The 24507-nt window shown below is 60.9% G+C and carries 20 protein-coding genes, 4 pseudogenes and 1 other annotated feature; of the genes and pseudogenes, 11 read left to right on the top strand and 13 right to left on the bottom strand.

Features of this window, described 5'->3' with window-relative positions; all coding sequences use genetic code 11:
- Nucleotides 1–3: 3 nt before the first annotated feature.
- Genes EI171_RS15910 through EI171_RS15900 form a run of 3 tightly spaced genes read right to left on the bottom strand, consistent with a single transcriptional unit; the run spans nucleotide 4 to nucleotide 3568 of the window.
- Nucleotides 4–1278 carry an O-acetylhomoserine aminocarboxypropyltransferase/cysteine synthase family protein gene (locus EI171_RS15910; RefSeq protein ID WP_011089021.1) on the bottom strand — a complete coding sequence of 425 codons (1275 nt, stop codon included), beginning with the start codon at nucleotides 1276–1278 and terminating at the stop codon, nucleotides 4–6.
- A 32-nt stretch (nucleotides 1279–1310) separates the two neighbouring features.
- Nucleotides 1311–2315: an amino acid--[acyl-carrier-protein] ligase gene (locus tag EI171_RS15905; protein ID WP_161533875.1), complete on the bottom strand. Its 1005-nt coding sequence runs from the start codon at nucleotides 2313–2315 to the stop codon at nucleotides 1311–1313.
- A gap of 26 nt (nucleotides 2316–2341) precedes the next feature.
- The gene (locus tag EI171_RS15900) at nucleotides 2342–3568 is read right to left on the bottom strand and encodes an acyl-CoA dehydrogenase family protein (RefSeq protein WP_110116875.1); all 1227 of its coding nucleotides are present in this window, start codon (nucleotides 3566–3568) and stop codon (nucleotides 2342–2344) included.
- 243 nt (nucleotides 3569–3811) lie between these two features.
- Between EI171_RS15900 and EI171_RS15895 the strand changes: the two genes are divergently transcribed.
- From EI171_RS15895 to EI171_RS15870, 6 genes and pseudogenes are all read left to right on the top strand, one after another.
- Nucleotides 3812–4081 (top strand): phosphopantetheine-binding protein, encoded by a 270-nt coding sequence (locus tag EI171_RS15895; protein WP_038966761.1) that lies wholly within the window; start codon nucleotides 3812–3814, stop codon nucleotides 4079–4081.
- The gene (locus EI171_RS15890; RefSeq protein ID WP_161533872.1) at nucleotides 4078–5961 is read left to right on the top strand and encodes a long-chain-acyl-CoA synthetase; all 1884 of its coding nucleotides are present in this window, start codon (nucleotides 4078–4080) and stop codon (nucleotides 5959–5961) included. Before EI171_RS15895 ends, EI171_RS15890 begins: the two co-directional genes overlap by 4 nt.
- Before the next feature lie 34 nt (nucleotides 5962–5995).
- Nucleotides 5996–6241 carry an acyl carrier protein gene (locus tag EI171_RS15885; RefSeq protein ID WP_038966762.1) on the top strand — a complete coding sequence of 82 codons (246 nt, stop codon included), beginning with the start codon at nucleotides 5996–5998 and terminating at the stop codon, nucleotides 6239–6241.
- Nucleotides 6228–7613 (top strand): AMP-binding protein, encoded by a 1386-nt coding sequence (locus EI171_RS15880; protein ID WP_161533869.1) that lies wholly within the window; start codon nucleotides 6228–6230, stop codon nucleotides 7611–7613. Before EI171_RS15885 ends, EI171_RS15880 begins: the two co-directional genes overlap by 14 nt.
- Nucleotides 7606–7725, top strand: a pseudogene (locus EI171_RS15875) (SDR family NAD(P)-dependent oxidoreductase); the annotation flags it as partial. The gene EI171_RS15880 and the pseudogene EI171_RS15875, both read left to right, overlap by 8 nt.
- Nucleotides 7718–7840, top strand: a pseudogene (locus tag EI171_RS15870) (3-oxoacyl-ACP reductase); the annotation flags it as partial. The pseudogenes EI171_RS15875 and EI171_RS15870, both read left to right, overlap by 8 nt.
- A gap of 67 nt (nucleotides 7841–7907) precedes the next feature.
- Here the strand turns inward: EI171_RS15870 and EI171_RS15865 are convergent.
- Together EI171_RS15865 and EI171_RS15860 are read right to left on the bottom strand one after the other, a co-directional pair.
- A complete protein-coding gene (locus tag EI171_RS15865; protein ID WP_161533867.1) occupies nucleotides 7908–8168 on the bottom strand; it encodes a hypothetical protein in 261 nt (86 codons plus the stop codon).
- 691 nt (nucleotides 8169–8859) lie between these two features.
- The gene (locus EI171_RS15860) at nucleotides 8860–9546 is read right to left on the bottom strand and encodes a response regulator transcription factor (RefSeq protein ID WP_246740553.1); all 687 of its coding nucleotides are present in this window, start codon (nucleotides 9544–9546) and stop codon (nucleotides 8860–8862) included.
- A gap of 731 nt (nucleotides 9547–10277) precedes the next feature.
- Here EI171_RS15860 and EI171_RS15855 point away from each other — a divergent pair.
- Complete coding sequence (locus tag EI171_RS15855) at nucleotides 10278–11174, top strand: response regulator transcription factor (RefSeq protein WP_246740552.1); 897 nt, start codon at nucleotides 10278–10280, stop codon at nucleotides 11172–11174.
- Between the two features lie 190 nt (nucleotides 11175–11364).
- Here EI171_RS15855 and EI171_RS15850 read toward each other — a convergent pair.
- Nucleotides 11365–12837: pseudogene (locus EI171_RS15850) on the bottom strand (IS66 family transposase); the annotation flags it as partial.
- Nucleotides 12838–12943: 106 nt separating this feature from the next.
- Here EI171_RS15850 and istA point away from each other — a divergent pair.
- Together istA and istB are read left to right on the top strand one after the other, a co-directional pair.
- Entirely contained in the window at nucleotides 12944–14701 is a 1758-nt protein-coding gene (gene istA, locus EI171_RS15845; RefSeq protein WP_161532270.1) for an IS21 family transposase, read from the top strand.
- A gap of 4 nt (nucleotides 14702–14705) precedes the next feature.
- Nucleotides 14706–15473, top strand: a complete 768-nt coding sequence (gene istB, locus EI171_RS15840; protein WP_038952109.1) for an IS21-like element IS1631 family helper ATPase IstB — start codon at nucleotides 14706–14708, stop codon at nucleotides 15471–15473.
- Between the two features lie 237 nt (nucleotides 15474–15710).
- Here istB and tnpB read toward each other — a convergent pair whose 3' ends face one another.
- The 4 genes and pseudogenes from tnpB to EI171_RS15820 all read right to left on the bottom strand — a co-directional run bounded on the left by tnpB (nucleotide 15711) and on the right by EI171_RS15820 (nucleotide 17716).
- Nucleotides 15711–16058, bottom strand: coding sequence for an IS66 family insertion sequence element accessory protein TnpB (gene tnpB, locus EI171_RS15835; RefSeq protein WP_161533860.1), 348 nt, complete (start codon nucleotides 16056–16058; stop codon nucleotides 15711–15713).
- Nucleotides 16055–16483: a transposase gene (locus EI171_RS15830; protein ID WP_246740551.1), complete on the bottom strand. Its 429-nt coding sequence runs from the start codon at nucleotides 16481–16483 to the stop codon at nucleotides 16055–16057. The genes tnpB and EI171_RS15830 overlap by 4 nt, the downstream gene beginning before the upstream one ends.
- A gap of 118 nt (nucleotides 16484–16601) precedes the next feature.
- Nucleotides 16602–17039: pseudogene (locus EI171_RS15825) on the bottom strand (HlyD family efflux transporter periplasmic adaptor subunit); the annotation flags it as partial.
- A gap of 422 nt (nucleotides 17040–17461) precedes the next feature.
- Nucleotides 17462–17716, bottom strand: a complete 255-nt coding sequence (locus EI171_RS15820) for a hypothetical protein (RefSeq protein ID WP_161533858.1) — start codon at nucleotides 17714–17716, stop codon at nucleotides 17462–17464.
- Between the two features lie 420 nt (nucleotides 17717–18136).
- Between EI171_RS15820 and EI171_RS15815 the strand changes: the two genes are divergently transcribed.
- A protein-coding gene (locus EI171_RS15815) for an IS3 family transposase (RefSeq protein WP_246740238.1) occupies nucleotides 18137–19368 on the top strand; the annotation gives its coding sequence in 2 pieces (ribosomal slippage) (nucleotides 18137–18428 and nucleotides 18428–19368; 1233 coding nt in all).
- Nucleotides 18421–18537: a sequence feature (AL1L pseudoknot), on the top strand. It overlaps the preceding gene by 117 nt.
- 125 nt (nucleotides 19369–19493) lie before the next feature.
- Here EI171_RS15815 and EI171_RS15810 read toward each other — a convergent pair.
- Together EI171_RS15810 and EI171_RS15805 are read right to left on the bottom strand one after the other, a co-directional pair.
- On the bottom strand, nucleotides 19494–19685 hold the full coding sequence (locus EI171_RS15810) for a hypothetical protein (RefSeq protein ID WP_161533856.1): 192 nt from the start codon (nucleotides 19683–19685) through the stop codon (nucleotides 19494–19496).
- An 83-nt stretch (nucleotides 19686–19768) separates the two neighbouring features.
- Nucleotides 19769–20620: a polysaccharide lyase gene (locus EI171_RS15805; protein WP_161533854.1), complete on the bottom strand. Its 852-nt coding sequence runs from the start codon at nucleotides 20618–20620 to the stop codon at nucleotides 19769–19771.
- Nucleotides 20621–21367: 747 nt separating this feature from the next.
- Here EI171_RS15805 and EI171_RS15800 point away from each other — a divergent pair.
- Nucleotides 21368–22480, top strand: coding sequence for a Wzz/FepE/Etk N-terminal domain-containing protein (locus EI171_RS15800; RefSeq protein WP_161533852.1), 1113 nt, complete (start codon nucleotides 21368–21370; stop codon nucleotides 22478–22480).
- Between the two features lie 572 nt (nucleotides 22481–23052).
- Here EI171_RS15800 and EI171_RS15795 read toward each other — a convergent pair.
- Complete coding sequence (locus EI171_RS15795; RefSeq protein ID WP_210253967.1) at nucleotides 23053–24444, bottom strand: O-antigen ligase; 1392 nt, start codon at nucleotides 24442–24444, stop codon at nucleotides 23053–23055.
- Nucleotides 24445–24507: the final 63 nt, after the last annotated feature.

Raw genomic sequence — 24507 nt, 5'->3', positions numbered from 1 at the left:
ACGTCAATTCGCGGCGCAGAGGGCCTGATCGAGATCGGCGACGATGTCGTCGATGTGCTCAATTCCGACGCTCAGCCTGATCATCTCGGGCCGTACGCCGGCTTTGTCCTGTTCTTCGGCCGACATTTGCCGGTGCGTTGTCGATGCGGGGTGGCAGGCGAGCGTTTTCGCGTCGCCAATATTGACCAGCCGCTTGCAAAGCTTCAGCGCGTCGTAGAACCGCTTGCCCGCCTCGAAGCCTCCAGCCACGCCAAAAGTCAGCAGTGAACACGCCCGGCCACCCAGATACTTCTGCGTCAGCACGAAATAGGGGCTGTCGTGAAAGCCGGCATAGTTCACCCACTCGACACGGCGGTTATTGCGCAAGAACTGCGCGACCTTTGCGCCATTCTCGACGTGCCGCTCGATCCGGAGCGCGACGGTCTCGATGCCCTGGAGCAGCAGGAAAGCGTTCATCGGCGCCAGGACGGCGCCGGTGGTCCTCTGGGAGACGGCGCGGCAACGCGCAATGTAGGCGGCGGCGCCGTAGCGCTCGGTAAAGACCAGCCCGTGGTAGGATTTCTCCGGCTCGTTCATCATCGGGAAGCGCCGGCGATGCTCCGCCCACGGGAACCTGCCGCCGTCGACGATAATTCCACCAAGCGTCGTGCCATGCCCGCCCATGAATTTCGTCAGCGACTCCACGACGATGTCTGCGCCGTATTCGATCGGCCTGAGCAGGATCGGTGTCGGCACCGTGTTGTCGACGATGAGCGGGACGCCGTGCCTGTGCGCGGCATCGGCCATCGCCTGGATGTCGCAGACATTTCCGGCCGGATTCCCGACGCTCTCGCAGAACACCGCCCGTGTATCGTCGTCGATCAGCCTTTCGACGCTTTCCGGCCGGTCGTCGTCCGAAAAACGGACCGCAATGCCCTGCCTCGGCAGGATGTGCGCGAACAGCGTATGCGTGGTGCCATAGAGCTGCGGAACCGAGACGACGTTGGAGCCCATCTCCGCGAGGTTCACGACCGCATAGTTCACTGCGGCCTGACCACAGGCCACGCTGAGCGCCTCGATGCCTCCTTCCAGGGCGGCGACGCGCTTCTCCAGCACGGCGTTGGTCGGATTGCCGATCCGGGTGTAGCGGAAGCCGTCCACTTCAAGGTTGAAGAGCGCGGCTCCATGATCGGCACTGTCGAATGCATACGAGGCCGTCTGGTAGATCGGCACGGCAACGGCTTTCGTTGCCGGATCGCTTTCGAAGCCGCCGTGAACGGCGAGAGTCTCTCTCCTCATGGAGGCGCTCCCTTCCGCTCTCCGATCCCGGGCTAGCTCCCGGCTTCCTTGGCGCATCGGTACTCCTCGAGTGCTGACGGTGCCCCGCGGTCGGTCTGCGCCAGGCCAAGCAGGTCCCGCACCGCGATCGGCCACAGCGCGACGTCTTTGCCGTGGGTATGGAACATGGCGACGGCGAGACGGTCCATTCCGAAGGCTACGCAGGCAGTGTGGGCCGGCCCGCCGGCCGCATCGACGATGCCCCAGGTGGTGCCGAAATGATCGCGGTGGTAGTTGAAGCTCATGCAGGCGGTCGGTCGCTCCTCGGAGCGCAGAGGCACCAGCAGTTCGAACTTCAGCGACAGCTGCTTTTGGCTCACCGCCATCATCTGCCCGACCCGGCCGAAGAACGGGTCGTTGGCATGGTCGATCCTGAAGGTCAGCCCGAGATCTCGGGCGATCTTCTGTGCGCGTATGATCCAGCGCTCCCGGAACGCCGAGACGTGATCGGCGCTCCCGATGCAGACGAATTCGCGCATCCTGAAGGACTGCAGCCGGTCGAGATGGCGCGAAGGTTCGCGACGGAAACAGTCGGCGGCCACGTCGAAGCTCCAGCCGGCTGCCGGCACGTGCCCTCGGCTCGCGGCGATCGGATAGAGCGGATAGCAGGCTGCCGGCGACAGCACGAGATCGGCTGGCGATAGCGATTCAGTCCAGTCGCCGCCGGCATCGAAGCGGCTGATCGCCGCGTCGATCTCGCTTTCTATGCCGTGCAGGCCACAGACGCAGCCGAGAAGATTGGGAAAGCTCTTCAGATAGCCCGACCTCTCAAGCTGGGCGCGGTTCATGACGGGCGGGAAGCGCATCACCTCGGTGTTCGGCTCGCGATTGCGCGAGATCACCGCCGCAATTCGCTCCACAACGTCTTCATAGAGTGCGGTGCGGCCATAGACGCCGGGAGAGCCCATCTCGTGGAACAGCGCATCCGCAAGATGGTCCAGCGGATCGGCCGGAGGCGGAGTGGAGTCCGCCGGTGCTTCGACAATGGCCAGGTTCATTAGGCCGTTTCCTTTTCAGAAGGAGATCAATCGCACAAAGAGCCCGGAACGGTGCTCATCAGCGTGGCGGTACCCATGCTGGAGAGGATGCGATCGTTATTGATCATGATCGGAGCGGAAAGCACGTCACGCAGGTGGCGACCGATACTGACGTCGGTGTCGTTGCGGTATCCGGACAGGCCGCAGGCGCGCATCGCGTGCATGACGGTCGCAACCGCGAGCTCCGAGGCCTCCACCTTGAGAAGATTGATCGAGGACTGGAAGTCGACGGACGAAAGCGCGCGCATGTCCCGTTCGCGAGCTCCATAGAGCTGGAGATTCGCGGCGATGACGGCGCGTAGTTTCGTCAGGGTCATTTTGGCGGCGGTGAAGTGCGCCGCACCGGGAGGCATGTTGCCGCCCGATCCGCGGGCGGCCTTGCGAATGAAGAGCTGCGCCCGGTCCACCGCCGCAGCCGCGATCCCCGCCCAGACTGAGGACCAGCACAGGTGGGCGACGGGCGTCATCGTCTGCGCATGGATCTTTTCGTATGCCACGGGGAATATCTGGTCCGCGGCGCCCCTGAAATTCAACTTGAAGCCGGCGCTGCAGGTCCCGCGCATGCCGAGCGTCTCCCACCCGAGAGTGGGCTCCAGCGTATAGTCGTCACGGGTGATGGCGAGTAACACCTGATCGGATCCGGCGGCGGAGTCCGAGCGGCGGGCGACGGTGATGATGCCGTCCGCCTCGGCGCCGTACGAAATCACGGTCGCGTCGCGCACCAGCGAAATCTCGGTGCCGGCGCTCTCCACTGCGGCCGAGCTGAAGCGTATGTTTCCGCCGTTCTGGCCTTCCGTGGTCGACGACGCCAGCAGCATCTGCTCGGCAGCCACGCGGCGCATGAGGCTCTCATGCCAACCACTGCCCGCGCCGTGGCGAACCAGGCACGCGACCTTGGTCTGATGCATCGCGAAGATCATCCCGACCGAAGCGCAGGCGCGGCCGAGCGCGTAACACATATCGGCCACCTCGGAGATAGGCGCACCGTCTCCGCCGAACTCGACCGGAATCTGGGCGCCCAGAAGTCCCTCCTTGCGCGCCGCGTCGATCGCCTTCCGCGGGAATCGCGCCTCGCGATCGACCGCCTCGGCCTCCGCCGCGGCGACCTGCGCGACATTTGCCGTTCGCTGCTGGAACGAGGAGCCGTCGGGAGAGAATGCTATTCGGCCAATTTCCGTGGCGACGTTGCGGAACTGAACTTCCTGCACAGTCATGGGCCCGAGCCTCCCGTTTCATGGTTGTCATGATTGGACAATGCGAGCCAGATCGAGATGAATGCCGCTCAAAATCGACAAGTAGCTCACTTCCCCTGCCGCGTCGCTGGCGCAGAAGTGGGTGTCAAGGAGCTTCCACTCCCGGGCGAGGTACCTCCGAAGCAGAGCTATTGACCGAAGGAACAGTTGGGTATCGTCGCCCCGAATGTGATCACGCCTGGCCACGGCAGGAGACCGGCTGAAATGCACAACACTGCCATCAACGTTCAGAACCGTGTTCTGTCGGTCGTCAGGAGCGTCCTCCAGCAGAACGCGATCAGCGCCGATGTCCACCCGGAGTCGCGACTCGTGGATATCGGACTCAGCTCGATGGGGATGGTCGAGTTGATGCTCAAGGTCGAAGCCGAGTTCGATCTCATCCTTCCCCAGTTCGAGATCACGCCCGAGAATTTTCGATCGGTAAAGGCAATGGAGCGGATGATCCTCAACCAGCTGGGATCCGGGTCGGGATGAAGCCAGTTGAACAGAGGTTCTGCTTCGACAACCAGGCGAGCCGCAATGAACGGGTGCGCGCGCACCCCGAGCCAGCTCAGCCGCAGGCGACCAGACGAGACGCCCCGCGGCGCAGACGGTCCGCCGCCAAGACCTGGCTGCAAGCCATCGCACTCACCGCACGGCTCGAAGCCCAGCCGCATCGGTTGTTCGCCGACATCGTGGAGGATTGGGCACAGCGTCAGCCCGGGCGGCCCGCGTTGCTCTCGGATGGCCAATCCTTCACCTATGGCGAACTCGCTGCCCGGATCAACCGGTATGCGCGCTGGGCGCGGGACGTCGGCCTCCAAGCCGGCCGCACCGTCTGCGTGCTGATGCCGAACCGGCCGGACTACCTCGCCTGCTGGCTCGGCATCAGCAGCGTCGGCGGGACGGTGGCACTGATCAACACCAGGCTGGTCGGCCAGTCGCTCGCCCACTGTATCGACGTCGCTCATGCCGATCACCTCATCCTCGCTGCCGATTGCGTGGATGCGTTCGAGAGCTCACGTCCGCACCTGCACCGCGAGCCGCAATGTTGGAGCCTCGGCACCGGCGATCCAAGCGGCGATCTGGATGCGGCGCTCGCCGCATTCGAGCCACGTCCGCTGTCCTCCGCCGAACGCGGCGACGTCACGATCGACGAACGCGCGCTCCTCATCTACACCTCGGGCACCACGGGCCTACCGAAGGCGGCGAACGTCAGTCATCGTCGCATTCTCGCTTGGGGCGGATGGTTCTCCGGACTGACGGACGCGTCCATCGAGGATCGTCTCTACGATTGCCTGCCGCTGTATCACTCCGTGGGCGGCGTCGCCGCTCCCTGCAGCATGCTCTGCGCGGGCGGTTCGGTCGCGATTGCGGAGAAGTTTTCCGCTGGCAGCTTCTGGGACGACATCGAACGTTTCGACTGCACCGTCTTCCAGTATATTGGTGAGCTTTGCCGCTATTTGCTGAAGGCGCCAGCGTCTGAACAAGAGGCGCGACACCGGCTGCGGCTGGCGGTCGGTAACGGATTGCGCGGCGACATCTGGGAGACGTTCGCCAACCGGTTCGCGATTCCGCAGATTCTCGAATTCTATGCCGCAACCGAAGGCAATTTCTCGCTGTTTAATGTCGATGGAAAACCGGGCGCGATCGGCCGGGTCCCGCCGGTTCTGGCGCATCGCTTTCCCGCCTCGATCGTCAAGATCGATGCCGACAGCGGCAGCCCGGTCCGGAGCGCTGCAGGGCTCTGCATCGCCTGCGCACCTGGCGAGATCGGCGAGGCTGTCGGACGTATCGGTGGCGGCGATCGCGACGGCCGGCCTTTCGAGGGCTACACGGATCCCGAGGAGACCAAGAAAAAGGTTCTGCACGACGTCTTCGCTGTGGGCGATGCCTGGTTCCGCACCGGTGATCTGATGTTGCGCGATGCGCAGGGCTACTTGCACTTCATCGACCGCGTCGGCGACACCTTCCGCTGGAAGGGCGAGAACGTCGCGACCAGCGAAGTGAACGACGCAATCAGGGACTGCCCCGGCGTTCTCGACGCCTCGACCTATGGAGTTGCGGTGTCCGGGGCCGATGGCCGCGCCGGCATGGCGGCCTTGGTGGTGGACCGAGATTTCGATCTCGGGATATTCAACGAACACCTTTCGCATCGGCTGCCGCCTTATGCAGTTCCAGCCTTCGTCAGGCTGTGCCCGGCGCTCGAGACGACCGACACCTTTAAGCAGCAAAAGCAGCGGCTGATCCGCGAGGGATTCGATCCTTCGCTGGTGGACGATCCGCTGTTCCTGCGTGATCCGGCGACCGGCGGCTATCGTTCGATCGACCGGGCCGTCTACGCGCGCGTCGTTGAGGGCGAAATCAGGCTCTGACATCGGCTCGGAAAGCCGAAATGTGAGGTGTACCATGTCGGTCAAATCGAAGATTTTCTCCGCGATGGAGCAGATCGCCGAAGAACAGAAGGTCACGCTTCCGCCGCTCGAGGACGATCTGTCACTGAACGAAACCGGGTTCGATTCGCTGGCATTCGCCATCCTGGTTGCGCGGCTGGAGGACGAGCTCGGTATCGATCCGTTCACTGTCGCCGAGGACGCAGCCTTCCCGTCTACCCTCGGTGAGTTCGTCAGGGCCTACGAGAATGTCCCCGCCTGACATCATTGCGTTGCGCCAATATCTCGGCGCGGGGCCGAAGGACCGCACGATTTCCGATGCCCGGCACAGTGTATCGCTGACCGACATGATCGAGCACAGCTGCCTGACCGGCGGGTCCTTCGAATTATCCGGCCGCTCGGTGCTGCTTGCGACGTCGAGACAGCTGCTGTCCGCGCTTGCAATGATCGAGCTCGACGGCGTCGCCCGCCGCATCCTTCTAGGCCCGCCCGACCTCGATTGGGATCGCCTGCAGGTCCTGCTCGATCAGGCCGGGATCGACACCATCGTCACCGATCAGCCGCTACACCGATGCAGTGCTGGCAAGCGCGCTATTATCGGCGTCGACCTGCCCGAACGGAAGGCCGTGGGACGGAAGGTCGACCATGCGACCGAATGGTTGATGCTGACCTCGGGGACGTCGGGGCTGCCGAAGATCGTTCGACATACGCTCGATGGACTCGCCGGCGCGATTATCGCCGACGGGCCCGCGCGCTACCGGAACGCAACCTGGGCGACGTTCTACGACATTCGCCGCTATGGCGGCCTGCAAATTTTCCTGCGGGCCGTGATCGGCGGCGGATCGATGGTGCTTTCGGAGCCCGGGGAAGCCATTGCCGTGCATGTGGCGCGGCTGCGCGCGGGCGGCGTCACCCACATCTCCGGAACGCCGTCGCACTGGCGCAAGCTCCTGATGAGCGGCGCGTCCGCCAATTTCGCGCCGCACTATGTCCGCCTGTCGGGCGAAATCGCGGACCAGGCAGTGCTGGACGGCCTGGCCAGAGCATTTCCACATGCGTCAATCGGACACGCCTATGCCTCGACCGAGGCGGGCGTCGGTTTCAGCGTGGACGATGGGCGCGAGGGTTTTCCTGCCCACCTGATTGGGCAGAATCACGCCGGCGTCGAGATGAAGGTGGTCGACGGCTCGCTGCGGATCCGTTCCCGGCGTACGGCGCGCGCCTATGTCGGCGCCGATGCACCGCCGCTCGCCGACACCGAGGGCTTCGTCGATACCGGCGATATGGTCGAGCTGCGCGGCGAACGATACCACTTCGTGGGCCGTCGAGGCGGCATTATCAACATCGGCGGGCTGAAGGTGCATCCGGAGGAGGTGGAAGCAGTGATCAACCGGCACGCGTCAGTCGAGATGTCGCGTGCGCGGTCGCGCAGGAGCCCGATCACCGGAGCCATTGTGGTCGCCGACGTCATCCTCACCAACGGCACTGATGGGGACCGCCATGAGACGATCCGCGCGGAGATTCTCAGCCAGTGCAAGGACTGCCTGGCAGTATGGAAGGTGCCCGCGGTGATCCGCTTCGTCGAGCAGCTCGACGTCACGGCAGCGGGGAAACTGGCACGCACCGATGCGTAACGTCATCGTCACCGGCGGCAGTCGCGGGATCGGCCTTGCCATTGCGCGCAGGCTCGCCGCGTCCGGCGGATACAATGTGATCGCCGTCGCGCGCCGCGAGAGCGAGGAGCTTGCGTCGCCTGCCTGAAGCCGACGACGTCGCTTCCATGGTCGAATATCCTCTCGGCGAAGGCGGCCGGAACATCACCGGCACCGTGGTGACGGTCGACGCCGGCAACACTGCCTGAGCGCCGGCAATCGGGCATCCGCCGTCGAGGGCGACATCTCCTCTGAAGTCGAGCTTGCCTGGACGCGTCATTCCGGCGATAGCCCCTTCAGATACTCGAGCATCGTGTTGCAGGCTTTCTCCGCCTCCGCGAAGGTTGAAAACGCCGAACCGCCAATCTTGATCGCGCCGTTACCCCGATAGAGCGGCCGCCACGACGCCACATAGCCGGCACGACCATGAAAGCCGGCACCAGCAGGGGTCTCATACGTGATCACAAAGGAAAAGCCGTCGCCGGCCGCACTCCAGATTTCCATGTCCTCGACGGCACGGTGAAACAGAAGGGACATCAAGATGCGTCCGCGCACTCGCTTTCGGCTCAACCACAGAACTCCGGTCCTGACAGCAGGCCGTCAGGAGGGAACGACCCTGACCACTGGGGGGGCAGGAAGGAGGGCCAGGGCCGTCGCTCCGGATGTGCCGAGATCCAATCGGCACATCTCTGCGATCATGTCTGAAGTCGTTCGTTATAGCCCGCGACTACGTTTTACCTGACAGCGGACAAACTGCGATCGACCCAGAGCCGCAGATGACGACTAAAATACACATCCCGCCCGATGCCTTGGCTGCGATTCTGGATCAGGCGCGAAGCCTGAGGGACTACCCCATTAGGCTTCCCGGACATCGACCTCGCAATCAAGCGGCGCTTGAAATCAGTCTTCAGCCCCCACTTGTTCCAGCCGATCGACTGCGTTGCGGGGGTGGGGCGCCGCCATGACAGACGCACTTTCATCACCGGCCGCCAAGGAGACGGATGATGGGCCGGGTGGTCGCTATCGATCTTGGCCTGGGACCGGCTCAGTGGCCGTCGATGTTACGGATAGCCTGCCGCACGCGCGACTGAACCAGGGTCTCCGGCAAGAAAGCCGGCGTCGGGCGGGCTCACGAGGATCTTTCCGGCCGGGTCGCTGCATCCAATGGAGGCCACCTGCCCATTGCAGTGGGAGCGACGACCGGGAATGCTGGTGCGTGACGAGCCTCTCAGCGCTCCCCACTTGTCGATCCGGGATGCGGCGCCTTCTCCCGCGGGGCAGTCGCGCGATCATGTTGCAAGATGGCGAGGGCCGCGAGCACCGTCCGATTGCTGATTTCAAGTTTTTGAAAGATGTTGTGAAGGTGCACCTTGATCGTGCCGTCGGTCGTGTTCAACCGCCGCCCGATTTCCTTGTTCGACAATCCTTCGGAGACCAGACGCATGATCTGACGCTCGCGTTCCGTCAGCGCTGTCAGCCCGCTCTCCGAATTCGTGCCCTGTTCGCGCGACGCGATCGACTCGGATGGGGTCGATGGCAGCACGTTGTGACCATTGGCGATGTGCCGCAACGACTCCACCAGAGCCTCGGTATCGGTATCTCTCAGGATGATGCTACAGGTCACGGGCGTGGCCGAGAACACCAGTTCGCAATCTTCACTCGCGACGAAGAACACCAAATGCGTCGAACGATTTTCTGAATTGACGGTCGAAAGAATTTTCGCGGCGGCGAGCCCGGGCATTGCGGGATCGACAATCGCCATATCGGGCGCCAGGCGCCGGATCGCTTCTATGCAGCTGGCGGCGTCGTTACAAGATGCAACGATATTGAAATCGGCTACGGCACCGAGCACCTTGCTCAGCCCTTCCAAGACCACCGGATGCCGGTCTGCAATGACTACACTGATACGTCGCATTGGGCGCTCCTCAGCGGATCGTCCCCTAAACATAAACCCCGCGCACCTGCTGCTGTTTCCACCACTATCGATAGAATCACCATAAATTTCTCTTAATACAAGCAGGATCGATATCGCATCGCAAGCTAGGATTAACAGGCGCGCGGCACTGCTCGCTTCCCGACTCTCACTCGGGCTGGAATGCCCGTAAGAATCCGGTGATCAGACTGCGGCGGACCAGCCTCTGTGGTTATCCAGTCCGGATAACAGCGTAAGCGCACACTCCGACATCTCCTCAATGTTCATATGCGCAGGGCCGTTAACTCGCTCACAAAATGCGTTCACGCAGAGATAGTATCGACGAACAAAGACCATCGAAAAGTTCTTCAATGTTGAGTGAGCATCTCGATCTAATTCACGCAGAGGATGCGCCAGACGGTATTTTTGGGCACCGTAACCGCACGGGTATACGCAGACCCACCTCTATAACCAACGATATATAGGGCGATCCGAAATTCGCATCTAACATTCATAAAAGCTTAAGCAAGATGGATTGCTCGAAATCCACCAACGAGACCAGGCAAAGAACGGAGGTCCATGATCGAGGTAGCTCAATATATCTAGAGACCACAAGCCGACGGAGAACGACCAACCGAACAACAAGGGCTCGTTCTTACGTCGAGGACCAAGAAAATAATTGAGTTCAACCGCCCATCGCTGTTGTGTCATTGCGTAGTAGGCTGGAGGGTAAAATGAGGAGGCGGCAGTCTTGCGAGACCGTTCTTATTGGAAAGAACGTTTTGATTAGAGAAGGCATTGCTAGAATCCTGCACACGGCAAATTTTCACATCCCGGTATCGGCGTCGAGCCCCGAGGAACTGCCGAGCACACTTCAAGCAGAAAAACTGATGTTCCTCATCGTCCATACCGGCGATGGCTTCAATGTCGCGATAGAACAAATCGGATTTGTGAAGGATCGGTATCCGGACGCGCGCATCGCGATCGTGTCCGACAATTATCGGCCGGTCGATCTTGCCTCCGCATTTCGAGCAGGGGCCAACGGATACTTCGTGAACGTCAATTCGTGCGACGCATTCATCAAATCCGTCGAGCTCGTGATTATGGGCGAGACCGTCTTCCCGCCTGCATTCCTGTCATTCGCCCTTGATGCCGGTCGCGATCACGAGCCTGAAACGGCGGAGCCCGGCAGACGACAGGCCATCCTCGCCGCTGCAGACGACGCGATCTTGCCGCAGCTCTCTCCGCGAGAAAAGGCAATTCTATCCTGCCTTATCGAAGGCGACTCCAACAAGTGCGTTGCCAGAAAAATCAATATCGCCGAGGCGACCGTGAAGGTTCACGTCAAGGCGATCCTGCGCAAGATCAGGGTCCAGAACCGGACACAGGCGGCGATCTGGGGCATGAACCATGAGTCGCTGGTGCGACCGGCAAACGATCGCGCCCCCTCAACCGTCGATGCGGGCAGAGGGATCACGAAGCCCATCGAGATGATCTCTGAAATGGAGCAGCTCAACGAGCCGGCTCCATTGGTTCCCCACTCTAACCACGTCGTGGTATCCCGTATCGACGGCCTGGTCCGCAAGGGTGTGGGCCGAGGGGCTCTCGCGGCGGCACGGCTCTACAAGTAGACGCAGGGACCCGAGACGAGACGACTTGGTCGCACAAACGATCCCATCGCATAGCAAAGCTGCGATACCTTCGTCGACTTCTCCGACGTCCGGGCGCTTAGCAGGATGTTCGCTGCTGACCTTGCGTGAACCGTACGCGTCCGGTGACGGCCCCTGGTTAGGTCATCTTGAGCGGGATGGCTGACCGCGCTTATGCGGCGTGAGCGACGTTCTGAGGTCGCCAATTGCAGGGCATGAGTTCGTGGATGCGCTTGGCAGAGTGATCCGATAGGCGCGCCAGCACGTCGGCAAGCCAAGCCTGCGGGTCGACGTCGTTGAGCTTTGCGGTGGCAATGAGGCTGTAGATGGCAGCAGCACGCCGGCCGCCCTCATCGGACCCGGCGAAGGTCCAATTTTTTCGCCCCATGGCGACCGCCCGTAGCTCACGTTCAGCGGCATTGTTGGACATGCAAAGCCGTCCGTCGTCAAGGAAGCGGCTAAGGCAGTAATTGATCGCCTTGGTCGTGTCGTTGTTCCTGGAGAGCTTGGCGCGCTGCTCGCGCAACCACGCCTCCAACTCGACCATCAAAGGGCGGCTTCGTTCCTGGCGCACACGCAAACGCTCCTGCGCAGGAAGACCGTTGATCTCGCGCTCAATGGCGAACAGGACATCCATGCGCTTGACCGCCTCGGCCGCGATCGGCGCCTTGCTGAGCCGCGCGAGATCAAAGAACTTGCGTCTGCCGTGCGCCCAGCACGCGGCCTCGATGATCGGGCCGCCCTTACGATTGGCCTCGTAGAGCCTGCCAAAGCCGGCGTAGGCGTCAGCCTGCATCAGTCCGGCATAGCCCGCCAGATGCTGCTCCGGATGCGCACCGCCACGATCGGGCGAGTAGAAGAACATGGCCGCTGGCGGATCTGGGCCGGCAAACGGACGGTCGTCGCGCACGTAGGTCCAGAGCCGGCCGGTCCGGGTCTTGGCCTTGGCCAGGACTGGCACCGTGGTGTCATCCGCGTGGATGCGCTCGGCTGCGAAGACGTGGCTCCGGATCGCAACGACCAAGGGCATCAGGCTTGCGGCGGAGGCACCTACCCAGTCCGCGAGCGTCGATACGTCGAGGTCGATGCCTTCACGCTGGTAGACGTCGCTCTGACAATGAAGCGGCAGGTGCAGGCCGTACTTGGCGAACAGGACATGAGCCGGCAGCTTGGGCCCTGCACGCCCGCGCGCAATCGGGTGCGAAGGAGCCGGCGGCTGGGTGATCGCTTCGCAGACCCGGCAGACAAGCTTCTCGCGCACATGCTGGATCACCTTCCACTGGCGCGGAACGAGCTCCAGCGTCTCGGTCACGTCCTCGCCAATTTTGCGCAATCGGCCGTCGCCGCAGCATGGGCAGGTCGCAGGCACCGGATAGACAATGCGCTCCCGCGGCAAATGCTCAGGCAGCGGACGGCGGGCCGGCTTGCGGCGCTCGAACGACGTCACCGTAATCTTGTCGGCAGCCATCTGCGCCGCGGTCTCAGCTTGCGCCGCGGCCTCCTCCGGCTCGGCGAGCTGTAGCTCGAGCTGGTCCAGCAATGCGCCTCGCTCAGAGGACTGTCCGAACTGCTCGTGCCGTAGCTTCTTGATCGTGAGTTTGAGCTTCTCGATGAGCAAGGTCCCCGCCTGGGCCTCGGCTTCTGCCCCGTGGGTCGGTCAAAATCCCCCGGGTATGGTCACTTGAAACTCCCCCACCTGATGATCGCCGTCAGCGCCGCTGAACAGCAGTAGCCGGTCAGGCAGGACGTTTATGTTCGACCCCTTTAGCCAGCAAGGGGCCGGGGAGTTGAACGTCTTGAAGCGACATCTGCAAAGCACGGTATTTACATTACTTGATCGCAACGCCAGCCAGCGCGAGATCCACAGGCTGACGGGGGTCGATCGCAAGACGATCCGGCGTTACCGGGCGCTGCGGGCTGGTGCGGAGGCAAATTCCCCCGGGGAAGTGACCACCGGCACGGTGAGCGCGGACGACCAAATTCCCCCACCCCGACCACCGGCTTTTGGGGTGTCGGAAGCGACAGCCGCCTGCAGCCTGGCCCGCTCGGCCTGCGAACCGCATCGGGCATGGATCGAAGAACAGGTCCGCCTGAAGCGGAATGCGCAGGCGATTTACCAGGACCTGGTCGATCGATTTGGCTTTCCGTCCAGCTATCAGAGCGTCAAGCGGTTTGTGCGCACGTTGCGACACAGCGATCCCGAGCAGTTTGATCGACTTGAGTTCCTGCCTGGCGAGGAGGCCCAGGTCGACTATGGCGAGGGCGCTCTGACGATTGATCCCAGGAGCGGCCGGTACCGCCGTCCCCGCCTGTTTGTGATGACGCTGCGCTACTCGCGGCGCAGCTTCCGGCGGGTGGTCTGGAAGTCCAGCCAACACGTCTGGGCGCAGCTCCACGAAGAGGCGTTCCGGTATTTTGGCGGGGTCCCCAGCTATGTCGTGCTCGACAATCTGAAGGAAGGCGTCCTCAAGCCGGATTTGTACGAGCCCGAGCTCAACCCGATTTACAGCGCGATGCTGGCTCATTACGCCGTGGTCGCCGATCCCGCGCGGGTGGCCGATCCCAATCGGAAAGGCTGCGTCGAGAGTGCGATTCAACATACCCAGGGCACCGCGCTGGCCGGACGGCGCTTCGAGACACTGGAAGCCCAGAACGAGTTCCTGAGGCACTGGGAGGAGAATTGGGCCTCCAAGCGCATCCACGGCAGCACGCGCCGTCAGGTCGAGGCGATGTTCCAGGAAGAGAAGCCGCACCTGCGGCCGCTGCCTGTCGCTCCCTTCCGCATCTTCACCGAAGTCGTCCGGACTGTCTGCGACGACACCACCGTACGCGTCGACAACAGCTATTACGCCGCGCGGCCCGCGCCGATCGGCAGTCAGGTCGTGGTGCGGATCTACGCCTCCACGATCGAGATCCGTGATCGCCACACCCGTGCGCTGCTGCGTGTTCATTCCCGGATGACGCACCCCGGTTCTGTTGTCCTGCCGACCAGCGAACGGCCGTTCAATCCGTCGCGGCAAACCGCCGTGCTGCTGGCGAGCGCCGAGCGCATCGGGCCGCAGACCAGGGCGCTATGCCAGCAAGTGTTCGACACCGAGGGGCGCCCCGGACAGCGCGCGATGTGGGGCATTGTCGGGCTGGGCCGGAAGTATCCGGCGCGGCTGGTCGAGCAGGCCTGCGCGCACGCCATCGACAACCGCATCTACCGCTACAAGCACGTGCGTGCGACCGTCGAGCGGTTGTTCGAACAGGCGATTGAGCAGGTTGGAGTGACGCCACAGCCGGCATCGCCGCTCACCCAGGATCATCCGCTGATCCGTACCCCCGCGGAATACGGCGACCTCTTCAGCCGCGCTGTGCGGCGCGACGCCGACGATAATGGTCGGCAGGCCGAGGCTCACGACGATCACGCCACGGCAATCCGCGCTCGTGTCGCCTGCGCAACCCCGGCCAGCTCCGGCGCCACGAGCGCTCCCGCTGCACCTTCTCACCTTAAACTGGAGACCTAGCCACATGATGACCATGCCGGAAATTGAGCGTTGCCTACGACAGCTGCGCCTGTCGGGTGTCCGCGACACGCTGCAGACGCGCGTGCTCCAGGCGCAGGGCGCCAACCAGCCCTTCCTCGAGACCTTCTCCCTTATCCTGCAGGATGAACTGGACCGTCGTCAGTCCCGTCTTATCGAGCGGCGATACCAGCAATCCGGGCTCGACGAAAAGCTGACGCTCGCCGAGTTCGACTGGTCCTTCAATCCCAAACTGCCACGTCAGACCTGCTTCCAGCTCCACACCCTGGCGTTCATTGCCGCTGGCGAGAACGCTCTGCTTGTCGGCAAACCTGGCACCGGGAAGTCGCACATCGCCAAGGCGATTGCCTATCAGGCGATCCTGCAAAGCCACAAGGTCCAGTATCTTGAGACCGACGACTTCTTCCACCGCTACGCCCTGAACTCTCCGGCACAACGCGAGGTCCGGCTGCGAACCATCATCGACTGCGATCTCCTCGTGCTGGACGATCTATTCCTCGCACGCGCCATCCCCGACGACGCCGGCACTTTGCTGCAGACCCTGATCCATCAGCGCTACAAACTGCGCCGCAGCGTCATCGTCACCTCCAATCGCGTCGTGCAGGATTGGGGGGCATACCTTGGGGACAACACTATGAGCACGACGATCCTCGATCGCCTTATGCATCATTGCCATCTGCTTGAGTTCGACGGACGCAGCTATCGGCTCAAAGAAGCCGCTGAAGCTCTTGCCCGGGAAACAAACTCAAACTAACAGTCCCTTGTCCTGCCTCGCGGGTGGAGGAATTTGACTGACCACACCCGGAGGAATTTGAAGTGACCCGCGGGGGCTTCTGCGGCCAACCGAGCCGCTCGCTCGGCGCGCAGCATCGCCTGCAGCGTAGTCACATCGTCGGGAAGAGAATCATCAGCGCCCATCGCCGACTAGAGAATCACAAGACGCGGTCTCTGTCTGAACCGCCGATCGCAACACCGATTCAAATCACAGCGATCAGCCGGCCGCCTGCGGTCGCCGGGTATCTTGCGGCATCCGCCAGTCAATGCCCTCCAGCAGGTAGCCAAGCTGGGCTGGGGTAATTGTCACCACGCCATCAGCTGGCGATGGCCACAAGAAGCGGCCGCGCTCCAGCCGCTTTGCATAAAGCGACATGCCCAGTCCATCGTGCCAAAGGATCTTGATCAGCTTGCCGCTTTTGCCACGGAACACATAGAGGTCGCCGCCGCACGGGTCTCGCTTAAAGACTTCCTGCACCAGTAAGCCCAGCGAGTTCATGCCGCGACGCATATCAGTGTGGCCGGTCGCAATCCACACCCGCACGCCCGACGCAATGGGGATCACCGTGGGCGTCCATCTGCCAGCGCTGCCACGGCGGCCTTCAGCGTCGCCGCGTCGACCTTGCCCGTGATCCGCATCCGAGCCCCGGCAGCAAACTCGATCTCGATCGTCCCGCCGCTGCTGGCCGGCGCGACTGGACAGGGCGCCGGACCTGATTCCGCGACCACCATCGCCGGTACGAAGCCAGGTTGATGGGCGGCATCCTTCGGCTCAGGCCGAAACGACCGGCGCCATCGCAGCAGCAATGAGCGCGAAACGCCATACCGCCGCGCCGTCGCCGCCACCTGGCGCGGCGCCTGTAAGCTCTCCAGGACGATCTTGAGCTTCTCATCCTCGGACCAGCGCCGCCGTCGGCCTGTGTCCACTACTTCGAGCCGTTCGACTCGGGCACTGCGCCTATCACTGTCCATAAGGACAGTTCTCAACATCACGCCTCATTCGGCAAGGCGGCCTTCACCGGACGGATACCGTGAACCGCACGCGAGATCGCGCGGGGCACACTCCTCTGGTTGACGACGCGCAGCGCGCGGGCTGCGGGAGCCGGTGTTATCGCTCCCGCAGAGACTCCTGCTGGTACCTCGCCAGCGGCGAGAGAAGGTAACTGATGATCCTGCGCGCGGCCGGTCGTGGTCTCGACCGTCACCGCCATGCCGGGGCCGAGCTTGACGAGCTTGACCTCCACCCGCAAATCCGCGCCGCGTTTCGGCTCGCTGCTGTGCGCCGTGCCCGACGCGCGGTCGTTCGCCCCGCCCTGCTGTCTGTCGCGCGTGACGGCGTCCGTCGACACGTTGACCACGTCCCGATGAAGAAGCCCGTAGCGCGTGAAGTTGAAGGTATCGATCTCCGCCTTTTGTCCCGGATGAACGAACCGATGTCGCGGCTGGAGAGCATGGCCTCGATCTCGAGTTGAGTCTCGCTTGGAACCGCGATGGCGAGCGCCTGAGCCGGCGTCACCACGCCTCCCACCGTGTGAACGGCGAGCCGGTTCCTCTCTGATGCGTGTCGGTCACAACGAACGCCGCGAGGACACGGGGCTAGGTGTTGATTTCACGGCGGAAAATTGGGTTCGTTTTGCAAGTTTGGCTCGGCCGTTTGGCGTACAAAGGTAACTAGCGCAATCAGAACAACTAAGTCGCTACACAATCATACATTGGAAGAGCCCTAAACTCACGACCCGCCCAAAATCGACGGGCCAGGGTGACGACACCCCGCTGATTAGTGCTATTCCGAACCAGATCCCACGACGTCCGCTACCTTGAGCCAATTGCAGAAAATTGGGTTCGTTCTGCAAAACTCCTGTCTAATCGCACTCCTTCTCGGGATAGCTGATCACTCGCATAAACGCTCGCATCGCGCGATTGCACCGCGCCAAAGCACGCGCTTCGTATCGATCGAGCTTAAGTAAATCAGGCAAAGCACGACGCAGCGCGCGCCATCAGCGCGGCTGCATCGGCAGTTGCCAGGCTATTCGCTTTAGCAATCGGATCTGAAACTTCACCTCGTTCGGCAACAACAGCGCGGTTGACGATCGCAACCTTGGCCTGCCGCACGTGCGCCAAATCAATGGCAGCATGAGCGGCCTCACACGCCATTGCGTGTTGAACGCAACCTGCCGAAGGACCCGCAATCTCCTTTGCCAATTCCTCGACCTGCCGCAGCACAATGGCGCCTGGTGTTGCGGCAAGCCCGTGTCAATACGCATTGCGTGTAGCTCGCGCAATTCCAGCGCGCGAGCTCGGCCCCTTGCTTCGCAAGGCGTTCTTGCGGTTCGCCGCAATCTGCCGCTCAGTTGCCATCGCTTGGCTCAGCTCCGACGTTCGAGCTGGACCAAGTTCTCCTGATCCAATATCAGATCGGACCGGCGCTCCAACCTCTCGGCCAATTCGTCGCGATATTGCGCAATCGATCGCAGGCCTGTCTCCGCCTTGCCTCCAGCAAAGTGAGCATTTTGCCAGTTGCGATAAGATCAGCAGACGAGCTCTTGACGGCTTTGCGTTTGTCGAGCCCGAACTGTCGCAACAATTCCAGGACTGAACCGCCCCGGGTTTGCCGGAGGCTCCAACTCCTGAGAGGATGGAGCCATGACGAGCAAGACAACGAACAAGTTTTCAGCCGAGGTCCGGACCCGAGCGGTTCGGATGGTTCTGGATCACGCCGGCGAGCACCCGTCGCGCTGGGCGGCAGTGACGTCGATCGCGGCCAAGATCGGCTGCACGCCGCAGACGCTGCATGACTGGGTCAAGAAGGCCGAGGTCGATAGCGGGCAGCGGGCCGGCGTTCCAACCGAGATGGCCGAGAAGCTGAAGGCGCTCGAACGGGAGAACCGCGAGCTTCGGCAGGCCAACGAGATCCTGCGCAAGGCAAGCGCCTATTTTGCGATGGCGGAGCTCGACCGCCGGTCCAAGCCATGATCGCCTTCATCGACGATCATCGTGGGGCGCATGGGGTCGAGCCGATCTGCAAGGTGTTGCCGATCGCCCCCTCGACCTACCACGCCCATGTGGCCAAGCGGCGCGATCCGGCCAAGTTGTCGGTACGCGCCAAGCAGGATGCCAGGCTGAAGATCGAGGTTCGGCGTGTGTTCGAGGAGAACTTCTCCGTCTATGGCGCGCGCAAGGTGTGGCGTCAGCTCAAGCGCGAAGGCTTCGATGTTGCCCGTTGCACAGTCTCGCGATTGATGCGGGACATGGGTTTGCAAGGGGTGATCCGCGGCAAATCCGTCAAGACTACGATCAGCGACAAGGCTGCGCCATGCCCGCTGGATCACGTCAACCGCCAGTTCAAGGCGACAAGGCCGAACGTTCTCTGGCTCTCCGACTTCACCTATGTCGCGACCTGGACCGGCTTTGTCTACGTCGCCTTTGTGATCGACGCCTATGCCCGCAGGATCGTGGGCTGGCGAGCCTCGCGCACGGCGCATGCAGGCTTCGTGCTCGATGCTCTGGAGCAGGCACTGCACGATCGACGGCCGGTCCATCGCGGCGGCCTCGTGCACCATAGCGACAGGGGTAGCCAATACGTCTCGATCAAATATACCGAGCGCCTGGCTGAAGCAGGCGTGGAGCCCTCCGTCGGCAGCGTTGGAGATTCCTATGACAATGCTCTCGCCGAAACCATCAACGGTCTCTACAAGGCCGAGGTGATACATCGGCGTGGGCCATGGCGCAGCTTCGAGGCCGTCGAGTTCGCTACCCTGGAATGGGTCGATTGGTTCAACAACCGAAGGCTCCTTGAGCCCATCGGCAACATACCGCCGGCCGAAGCAGAGCAACGCTACTACGCCATGCTGGAACAACCCGCCATGGCGGCATAACTTAAACCAAATGGCCTCCGGCAAACCCGGGGCGGTTCAGGACCTCTCCTCTGGCTGTATTCGATCTGGCCCAGCACTATCAGGTCCATCCAACCAGATCTACGCTTGGAAGAAACATTGCTGGATCACGCAGCGCGGGCGTTCGAAAACGACAGCGGCAATGGCGCGGCCGAGCACGAGCGCGAATTCAGAGGCTGCACACCAAGATCGGTCAGCTTCTCATAGGCCACGATTTTTGGGCGAAGAGGTCCGGAAGCTAGCAACCACGGCAGCAGCCAAGGGTTGCGTGATGAAACAAAGAACGGCCGCTCTTCCATCTTGGAAGCCGGTACTCCTCACCAGGGGGTCCACTCAAACCCACAGCCTGCTGAAATCGCCAACAGAATTCTCAGTCAGCCGCTCAAAGCTCGCGAGCAAAAACGTCCGTAAAAAAAACTTCCCTGGTTTTGAATTCAGGAGGCACGCTTAAGTGTACCCAAGTGGGAGCATAGGCTCCAAATTTAAGGTAGGGCGCAAATAAATTGTTGTAACAGTTCGCGCCGTGCCTCTGGAAAACTAAGTTGCCGTCTTTTTCGACCTCGACAATCCCATCCTCATCGAGCGACCACTTGGTACGAAAAATCCAACTGGTCCACTTTCCACGTTCAAACGGCTGTGACCAGGACATAACATAACGAATGTCCCCTTTCCGATCGAACCACGTTGGCACCTGCCCCCAAGCTGTCCGAAGAACCCAGGTATTGTTGAGCAAGCTCAATTCCAGCGGGGGAACCAGCCCCCCCTCACCTTTCCAATAGTCTGGCGTGTTGTGCATCTGCGTCACCACAACCTGATTATTATCGGACTGCCAATCCGGTGGCACGAAAATCTTCAATCCATACTCATAAAGTCGATGAAACTCTGTCGCCTTCAATCGGAATTCGGATCGATGACTCCCCTTAACGATGGGCTCATCGAAGTTTATCTCGAATCGCGCCGCGTTCTTAGAATCCCAGTTGGGGGCGTCAACGACTACTGCCGACCTATTACAGCAAACTTGTTTGGAAAAACCTTTCCATTGTGAAAAATCGCGGGTTGCAAAACCATCGTACAGGGGGATGCTCCCCATCATGAAAATGCTGCAAAATAAAAAAACGGCCTCAGCGGCACATGCAATTAGTACACAAAGGACTAAGCCTGTGGTCACCAGCTTGACAGAGGAAATCCTGCGCATGCCATACCTCAAGTTCTCCTGACTCGACGCTTGATCCATAGCATTTCTCCCATACGCTACAGGAGCGCAAAGGTGGATATCGCAACGCCCGCTCTTCGGGGCGAGGTACCTCCGCCGCTCGGCTTTGCCGACCAGGTCGACCGCAGAGCGGACCCGCTACCGTCGGAGCCCCTTCGGATGATTGGACAATTTAGGCACGCAGCGCCCAGGCTCAATCCTCCATCGTAGTTACTCCGTCGTATCCAATTCCACCCAGTGACTCGAATGCTACTGTTCGGCTGGAAAGCGAAATGGCTGACTGGGAGTGACCGGTGAGTTATGCGTCCTTTACCAACTCGCCGGCCTCTACCAAGCTTCCGGCACATTCGATGGCGGGCAGGACGATTCCAGCCGGCGCCGGCAAGAATCGAATGGCCGCGCTGTGGCGTTGGCAGCAAGCGCCCAATTTGTGCTCATCGCCTTTGCGGCTTATTCCGCAGCCGTCCTCTACCATCGGCTGGTCGGGGGCTGGCCACCGGACCGGCAACATGACGACGATGCGGCTCTTCCAGTCCCCTCTCATCCCCTTCAACCAAGCATTCGGGTCGTCAGCATCGAGGGCGGTTTCTGGCAGCGATGGTCCATTGTTGCTTGGTCCTGCTTTGCACAGCGTCTCCCGGCCAAGCACCTCATGCCAAAAAGGTTAGTTGCAATGCCTATCGATGCGGCTCCAGCATCTTTCGCCAACCGAACTTCTCCGCACACGACTCGAGCATCGTCCCGGACCCTCAACTATCAGCAGTGGCAATGAAAATGCTCCAGACCAACAGCACAGAGAATTGGGTAAGTCGCGACAGTATGCCGCCTGAATTTCGCCCGGGGCCAGCCGTCTCACTAGCAGACGTGCTAGCAGTGCTGGCCTTCATCCGACGACATCTACTGATCATGCTGCTGACGTGTTTGGCGGGGCTTGGCATTGCCATCCTGTACCTCATCATCGTGGTACCGACGTTCACCGCCAAGGCGCAACTCCTCGTAAACTCGAAACTGACCTTCGCGGACGCTGCGGCGCTGTCGACGGTCGTGGAAAGTCAGATCGCAGTCATAAAGTCTGAGAGCATCGCTATCGCCGTGATCGAGAAGCTCGGCCTTGCTCAAGACCCGGAGTTTGCGACGGGCCAAGGTAGCGGCATGATTTCCCGGCTCCTCGGCTGGAGTCAACCGAAGACGCAAGCTAACGCCGCCCGCTATGCCGTTGAATCGTTCGAACGTAAGCTTTCGGTGAAGCGTGTCGGCCCTACGTATCTTGTCGAGATTACCTTCGATTCCAGAAATCCGGATTGGGCGGCGCGGATCCTAAACGCCATTGCGGAGAAATACATTACTCATCAAATGGACAAGGCAAGCCTGCAAGACGAGAAATGGGTTACGGATCGACTGAACGAATTGAGCACTCAGGCATTGGCTGCAGAAACGGCGTTGAAGGATTACGATAGGAACAAGACGACAAATGCAGCGGATTCGGCCGATACTCGCGATAGATTGGCGGCCGCTGCTGAATCGTCAAAAAACGCCTATGATAATTTTCGCCACGTGCTGCGCAAGACAGAAGCGGCCCAACAACAAACCCCGCCGGTTTTTGAGGCGAGTCTCGTCACTGGAGCGTCGCCTCCTTTGAGGGCTAGCTGGCCAAAACCTAGAATCGTGCTCGGAGTAGCGATCGTTGCAGGGCTGCTTCTTGGACTCGCTATAGGAATTGTGCGCGATCTGTCTGATCGCTTCCGCACCAGCGGACAGAAAATTGGTCTAAGCGCAGAGGATGGCAGGATCGAGCGACCTCTTCCGAACGGGATTCGACGAGATCATCAACTTGAAGTATCGGCAGAGGCAAAGCCGGTGCGCCTCACGAGTTCGGGGTGAAGACTGCCATCTTCACCGACGATCGGCATCTCCGCCGCCGCGTGATCGCCCCAAAGAAGCCCTTCTTGGTGCGGGATCCAGCACCGGTGCCGTGGTCTCGTCGACCACGATCTTGCCCGCGATCAGGATGATCTCGCGGAGCCGCCGGTAAATTTAAACTGCTCCTCACATCGAACTGAAGCTGTAGGGGTGGGCAGTACTCTCAGTATCGGCTCGCGTTGCGCTGCTCGCCATTGCCCCTTCAGAGATGCCCCAGATTCTCTCCACAAGGTCTCTGCCACGCTTTTGTCGTCGCCCGCGAGGATCGACTGTGGCATCCCCGCAGGTCGACAGCTCGGCCGCCTACAATCGGCTCGCCAAGCCGGTGGGCGCCCCAAGCCGGTGGGCGCCGATGAGGGCGTGACATGAGAGACGTTCGACATAGCCGTATGGTCGGTCATACGCCTATGTCTTCACTCTACGCTCGCACTCCGCAAGGTAGCCTTCGCCGGAGCGTAAGCGGTGGCGCCGCTGGGACAAATCACCAGGAGATATAATCGAACACCATCGGCTGCGTGGGACGACGTATAGACTTACCTCGCAACGATTTCTTCAGGATTTTGATTCGTCTTGGGTCGACTGCGATAGGCATCCAGATAGCGCAACCGCGCCACGTTGATCATCATCGCAATGATCGGAAATGCATACATGTTTTCTATTGTTGGAAAGATGGCACGCCCGGTTGCCATACTAATCCCACAACCGAACATGCTCGCGAACAGAGCCCAATATAGGTCACTATTCAACCTTCGCCCAACTCGCCAGGCGGTAACTGTTCCAGCCATAAGGAACATTAGGGCCACACCGGTTAAAATCACCCCGCAATCAAGAAAGAATTCGATAATCGCATTATGCGCTACGGTTTTCTCTAGCAGGGTTCCCGTGTTCCAAAGTTGGCTCGTCCCTATTCCGTAGCGACCGGCGCCAACCAGGAACAGACCGATATTGCTCGTCCACTCCTCTAGCAGAGGACGCCAAATGTAATCAACTCGGCCGGTCAGCAAGGTATCGGCCGAGACGACGGAACCGCTGCCAAATCCGACCGAAAGAAGGGCGTCAACGGTTGGTCCGCGCCACACCAGCGATGTGACGCCAGCCGCCCCAGCACCGAAAACCAAAATGCCAAACCTGCGCCGCAGGATCAGGAACAGGGAACACGAAGCTGCTACTGCGACAAGCGTTGTTCGTGACTCGAGGAGAAGAACCGCGAGAAGCGATAGACACAGGGGCGCGATCCAGAGAGCGCCGCGTGTAAGGGCACGATAGAGCAACAACGGCACAGTGGAAATGAACATACTTCCAATTACGTTATAATGGGATCCAAAATACGTTATGCACAACTGGGCCATTTCGTCCCGGTCGCTATCGGTCATTCCGCCCGCGTGACCTGAAAGCAGAACGGACGGATTCATCAGCACCAGCGCGACGAAAGAGATTGATAGCAATAATATCGAAAGGCAGATCACCGTCGTGATCTTCTCGAGCTCCTGAAAGGAGCACATGCGCCTAAGGATAAACAGGAAGGAGAGAGTGTAGAAGGTTGGCACAATGCAAGCCGATAGTACAAAGTCAACGTAGGACCCTGGAATGCCGGGGAAGCGACTATGCAAAAGGGGCGCGTTTGGAACTGATCGAATGAGAGCGATGGCAAACGTTACGAAGTAGAGGAGAAAAATTCTGATGGATGCTCGTTCGATTTTGTCGGTCGCGTGTAGGGGCGCAGTGTCGAACACCAGGTAGGCCAAGACCACTGCTGATAATAAGTTGAAGGGTTTAAACCCTTGGATGTCGAACAAATTGTCCGTTAGAAATAGTGCGCCCTGGAAGGGCCAAATAAACAAAAACAACAGAAAGAAGAATGTTCCGGATTGCGCGACCGAATGCGGCAACGTGAGATGATAAGGCGCTCGGCCGTTGTGCGTCAAGGATGCAGTCATTGTGGACCTACGGATCTCACCGTCCAATGAACTCTCGATATCTAGTCTCGC

It is taken from the genome of Bradyrhizobium sp. LCT2 (genome assembly GCF_009931255.1).
GTDB lineage: Bacteria > Pseudomonadota > Alphaproteobacteria > Rhizobiales > Xanthobacteraceae > Bradyrhizobium > Bradyrhizobium diazoefficiens.
The sequence above is the reverse complement of the archived record's forward strand: the minus strand, read 5'-3'. Positions and strand labels throughout refer to the sequence as shown.

Coding starts and splice junctions, on each gene's coding strand:
- EI171_RS15910 (WP_011089021.1), bottom strand. CDS start 1,278: ATGAGGAGAGAGACTCTCGCCGTTCACGGCGGCTTCGAAAGCGATCCG.
- EI171_RS15905 (WP_161533875.1), bottom strand. CDS start 2,315: ATGAACCTGGCCATTGTCGAAGCACCGGCGGACTCCACTCCGCCTCCG.
- EI171_RS15900 (WP_110116875.1), bottom strand. CDS start 3,568: ATGACTGTGCAGGAAGTTCAGTTCCGCAACGTCGCCACGGAAATTGGC.
- EI171_RS15895 (WP_038966761.1), top strand. CDS start 3,812: ATGCACAACACTGCCATCAACGTTCAGAACCGTGTTCTGTCGGTCGTC.
- EI171_RS15890 (WP_161533872.1), top strand. CDS start 4,078: ATGAAGCCAGTTGAACAGAGGTTCTGCTTCGACAACCAGGCGAGCCGC.
- EI171_RS15885 (WP_038966762.1), top strand. CDS start 5,996: ATGTCGGTCAAATCGAAGATTTTCTCCGCGATGGAGCAGATCGCCGAA.
- EI171_RS15880 (WP_161533869.1), top strand. CDS start 6,228: ATGTCCCCGCCTGACATCATTGCGTTGCGCCAATATCTCGGCGCGGGG.
- EI171_RS15865 (WP_161533867.1), bottom strand. CDS start 8,168: ATGTCCCTTCTGTTTCACCGTGCCGTCGAGGACATGGAAATCTGGAGT.
- EI171_RS15860 (WP_246740553.1), bottom strand. CDS start 9,546: ATGCGACGTATCAGTGTAGTCATTGCAGACCGGCATCCGGTGGTCTTG.
- EI171_RS15855 (WP_246740552.1), top strand. CDS start 10,278: ATGAGGAGGCGGCAGTCTTGCGAGACCGTTCTTATTGGAAAGAACGTT.
- istA (WP_161532270.1), top strand. CDS start 12,944: ATGTTCGACCCCTTTAGCCAGCAAGGGGCCGGGGAGTTGAACGTCTTG.
- istB (WP_038952109.1), top strand. CDS start 14,706: ATGATGACCATGCCGGAAATTGAGCGTTGCCTACGACAGCTGCGCCTG.
- EI171_RS15830 (WP_246740551.1), bottom strand. CDS start 16,483: ATGTTGAGAACTGTCCTTATGGACAGTGATAGGCGCAGTGCCCGAGTC.
- EI171_RS15810 (WP_161533856.1), bottom strand. CDS start 19,685: ATGGAAGAGCGGCCGTTCTTTGTTTCATCACGCAACCCTTGGCTGCTG.
- EI171_RS15805 (WP_161533854.1), bottom strand. CDS start 20,620: ATGGATCAAGCGTCGAGTCAGGAGAACTTGAGGTATGGCATGCGCAGG.
- EI171_RS15800 (WP_161533852.1), top strand. CDS start 21,368: ATGAAAATGCTCCAGACCAACAGCACAGAGAATTGGGTAAGTCGCGAC.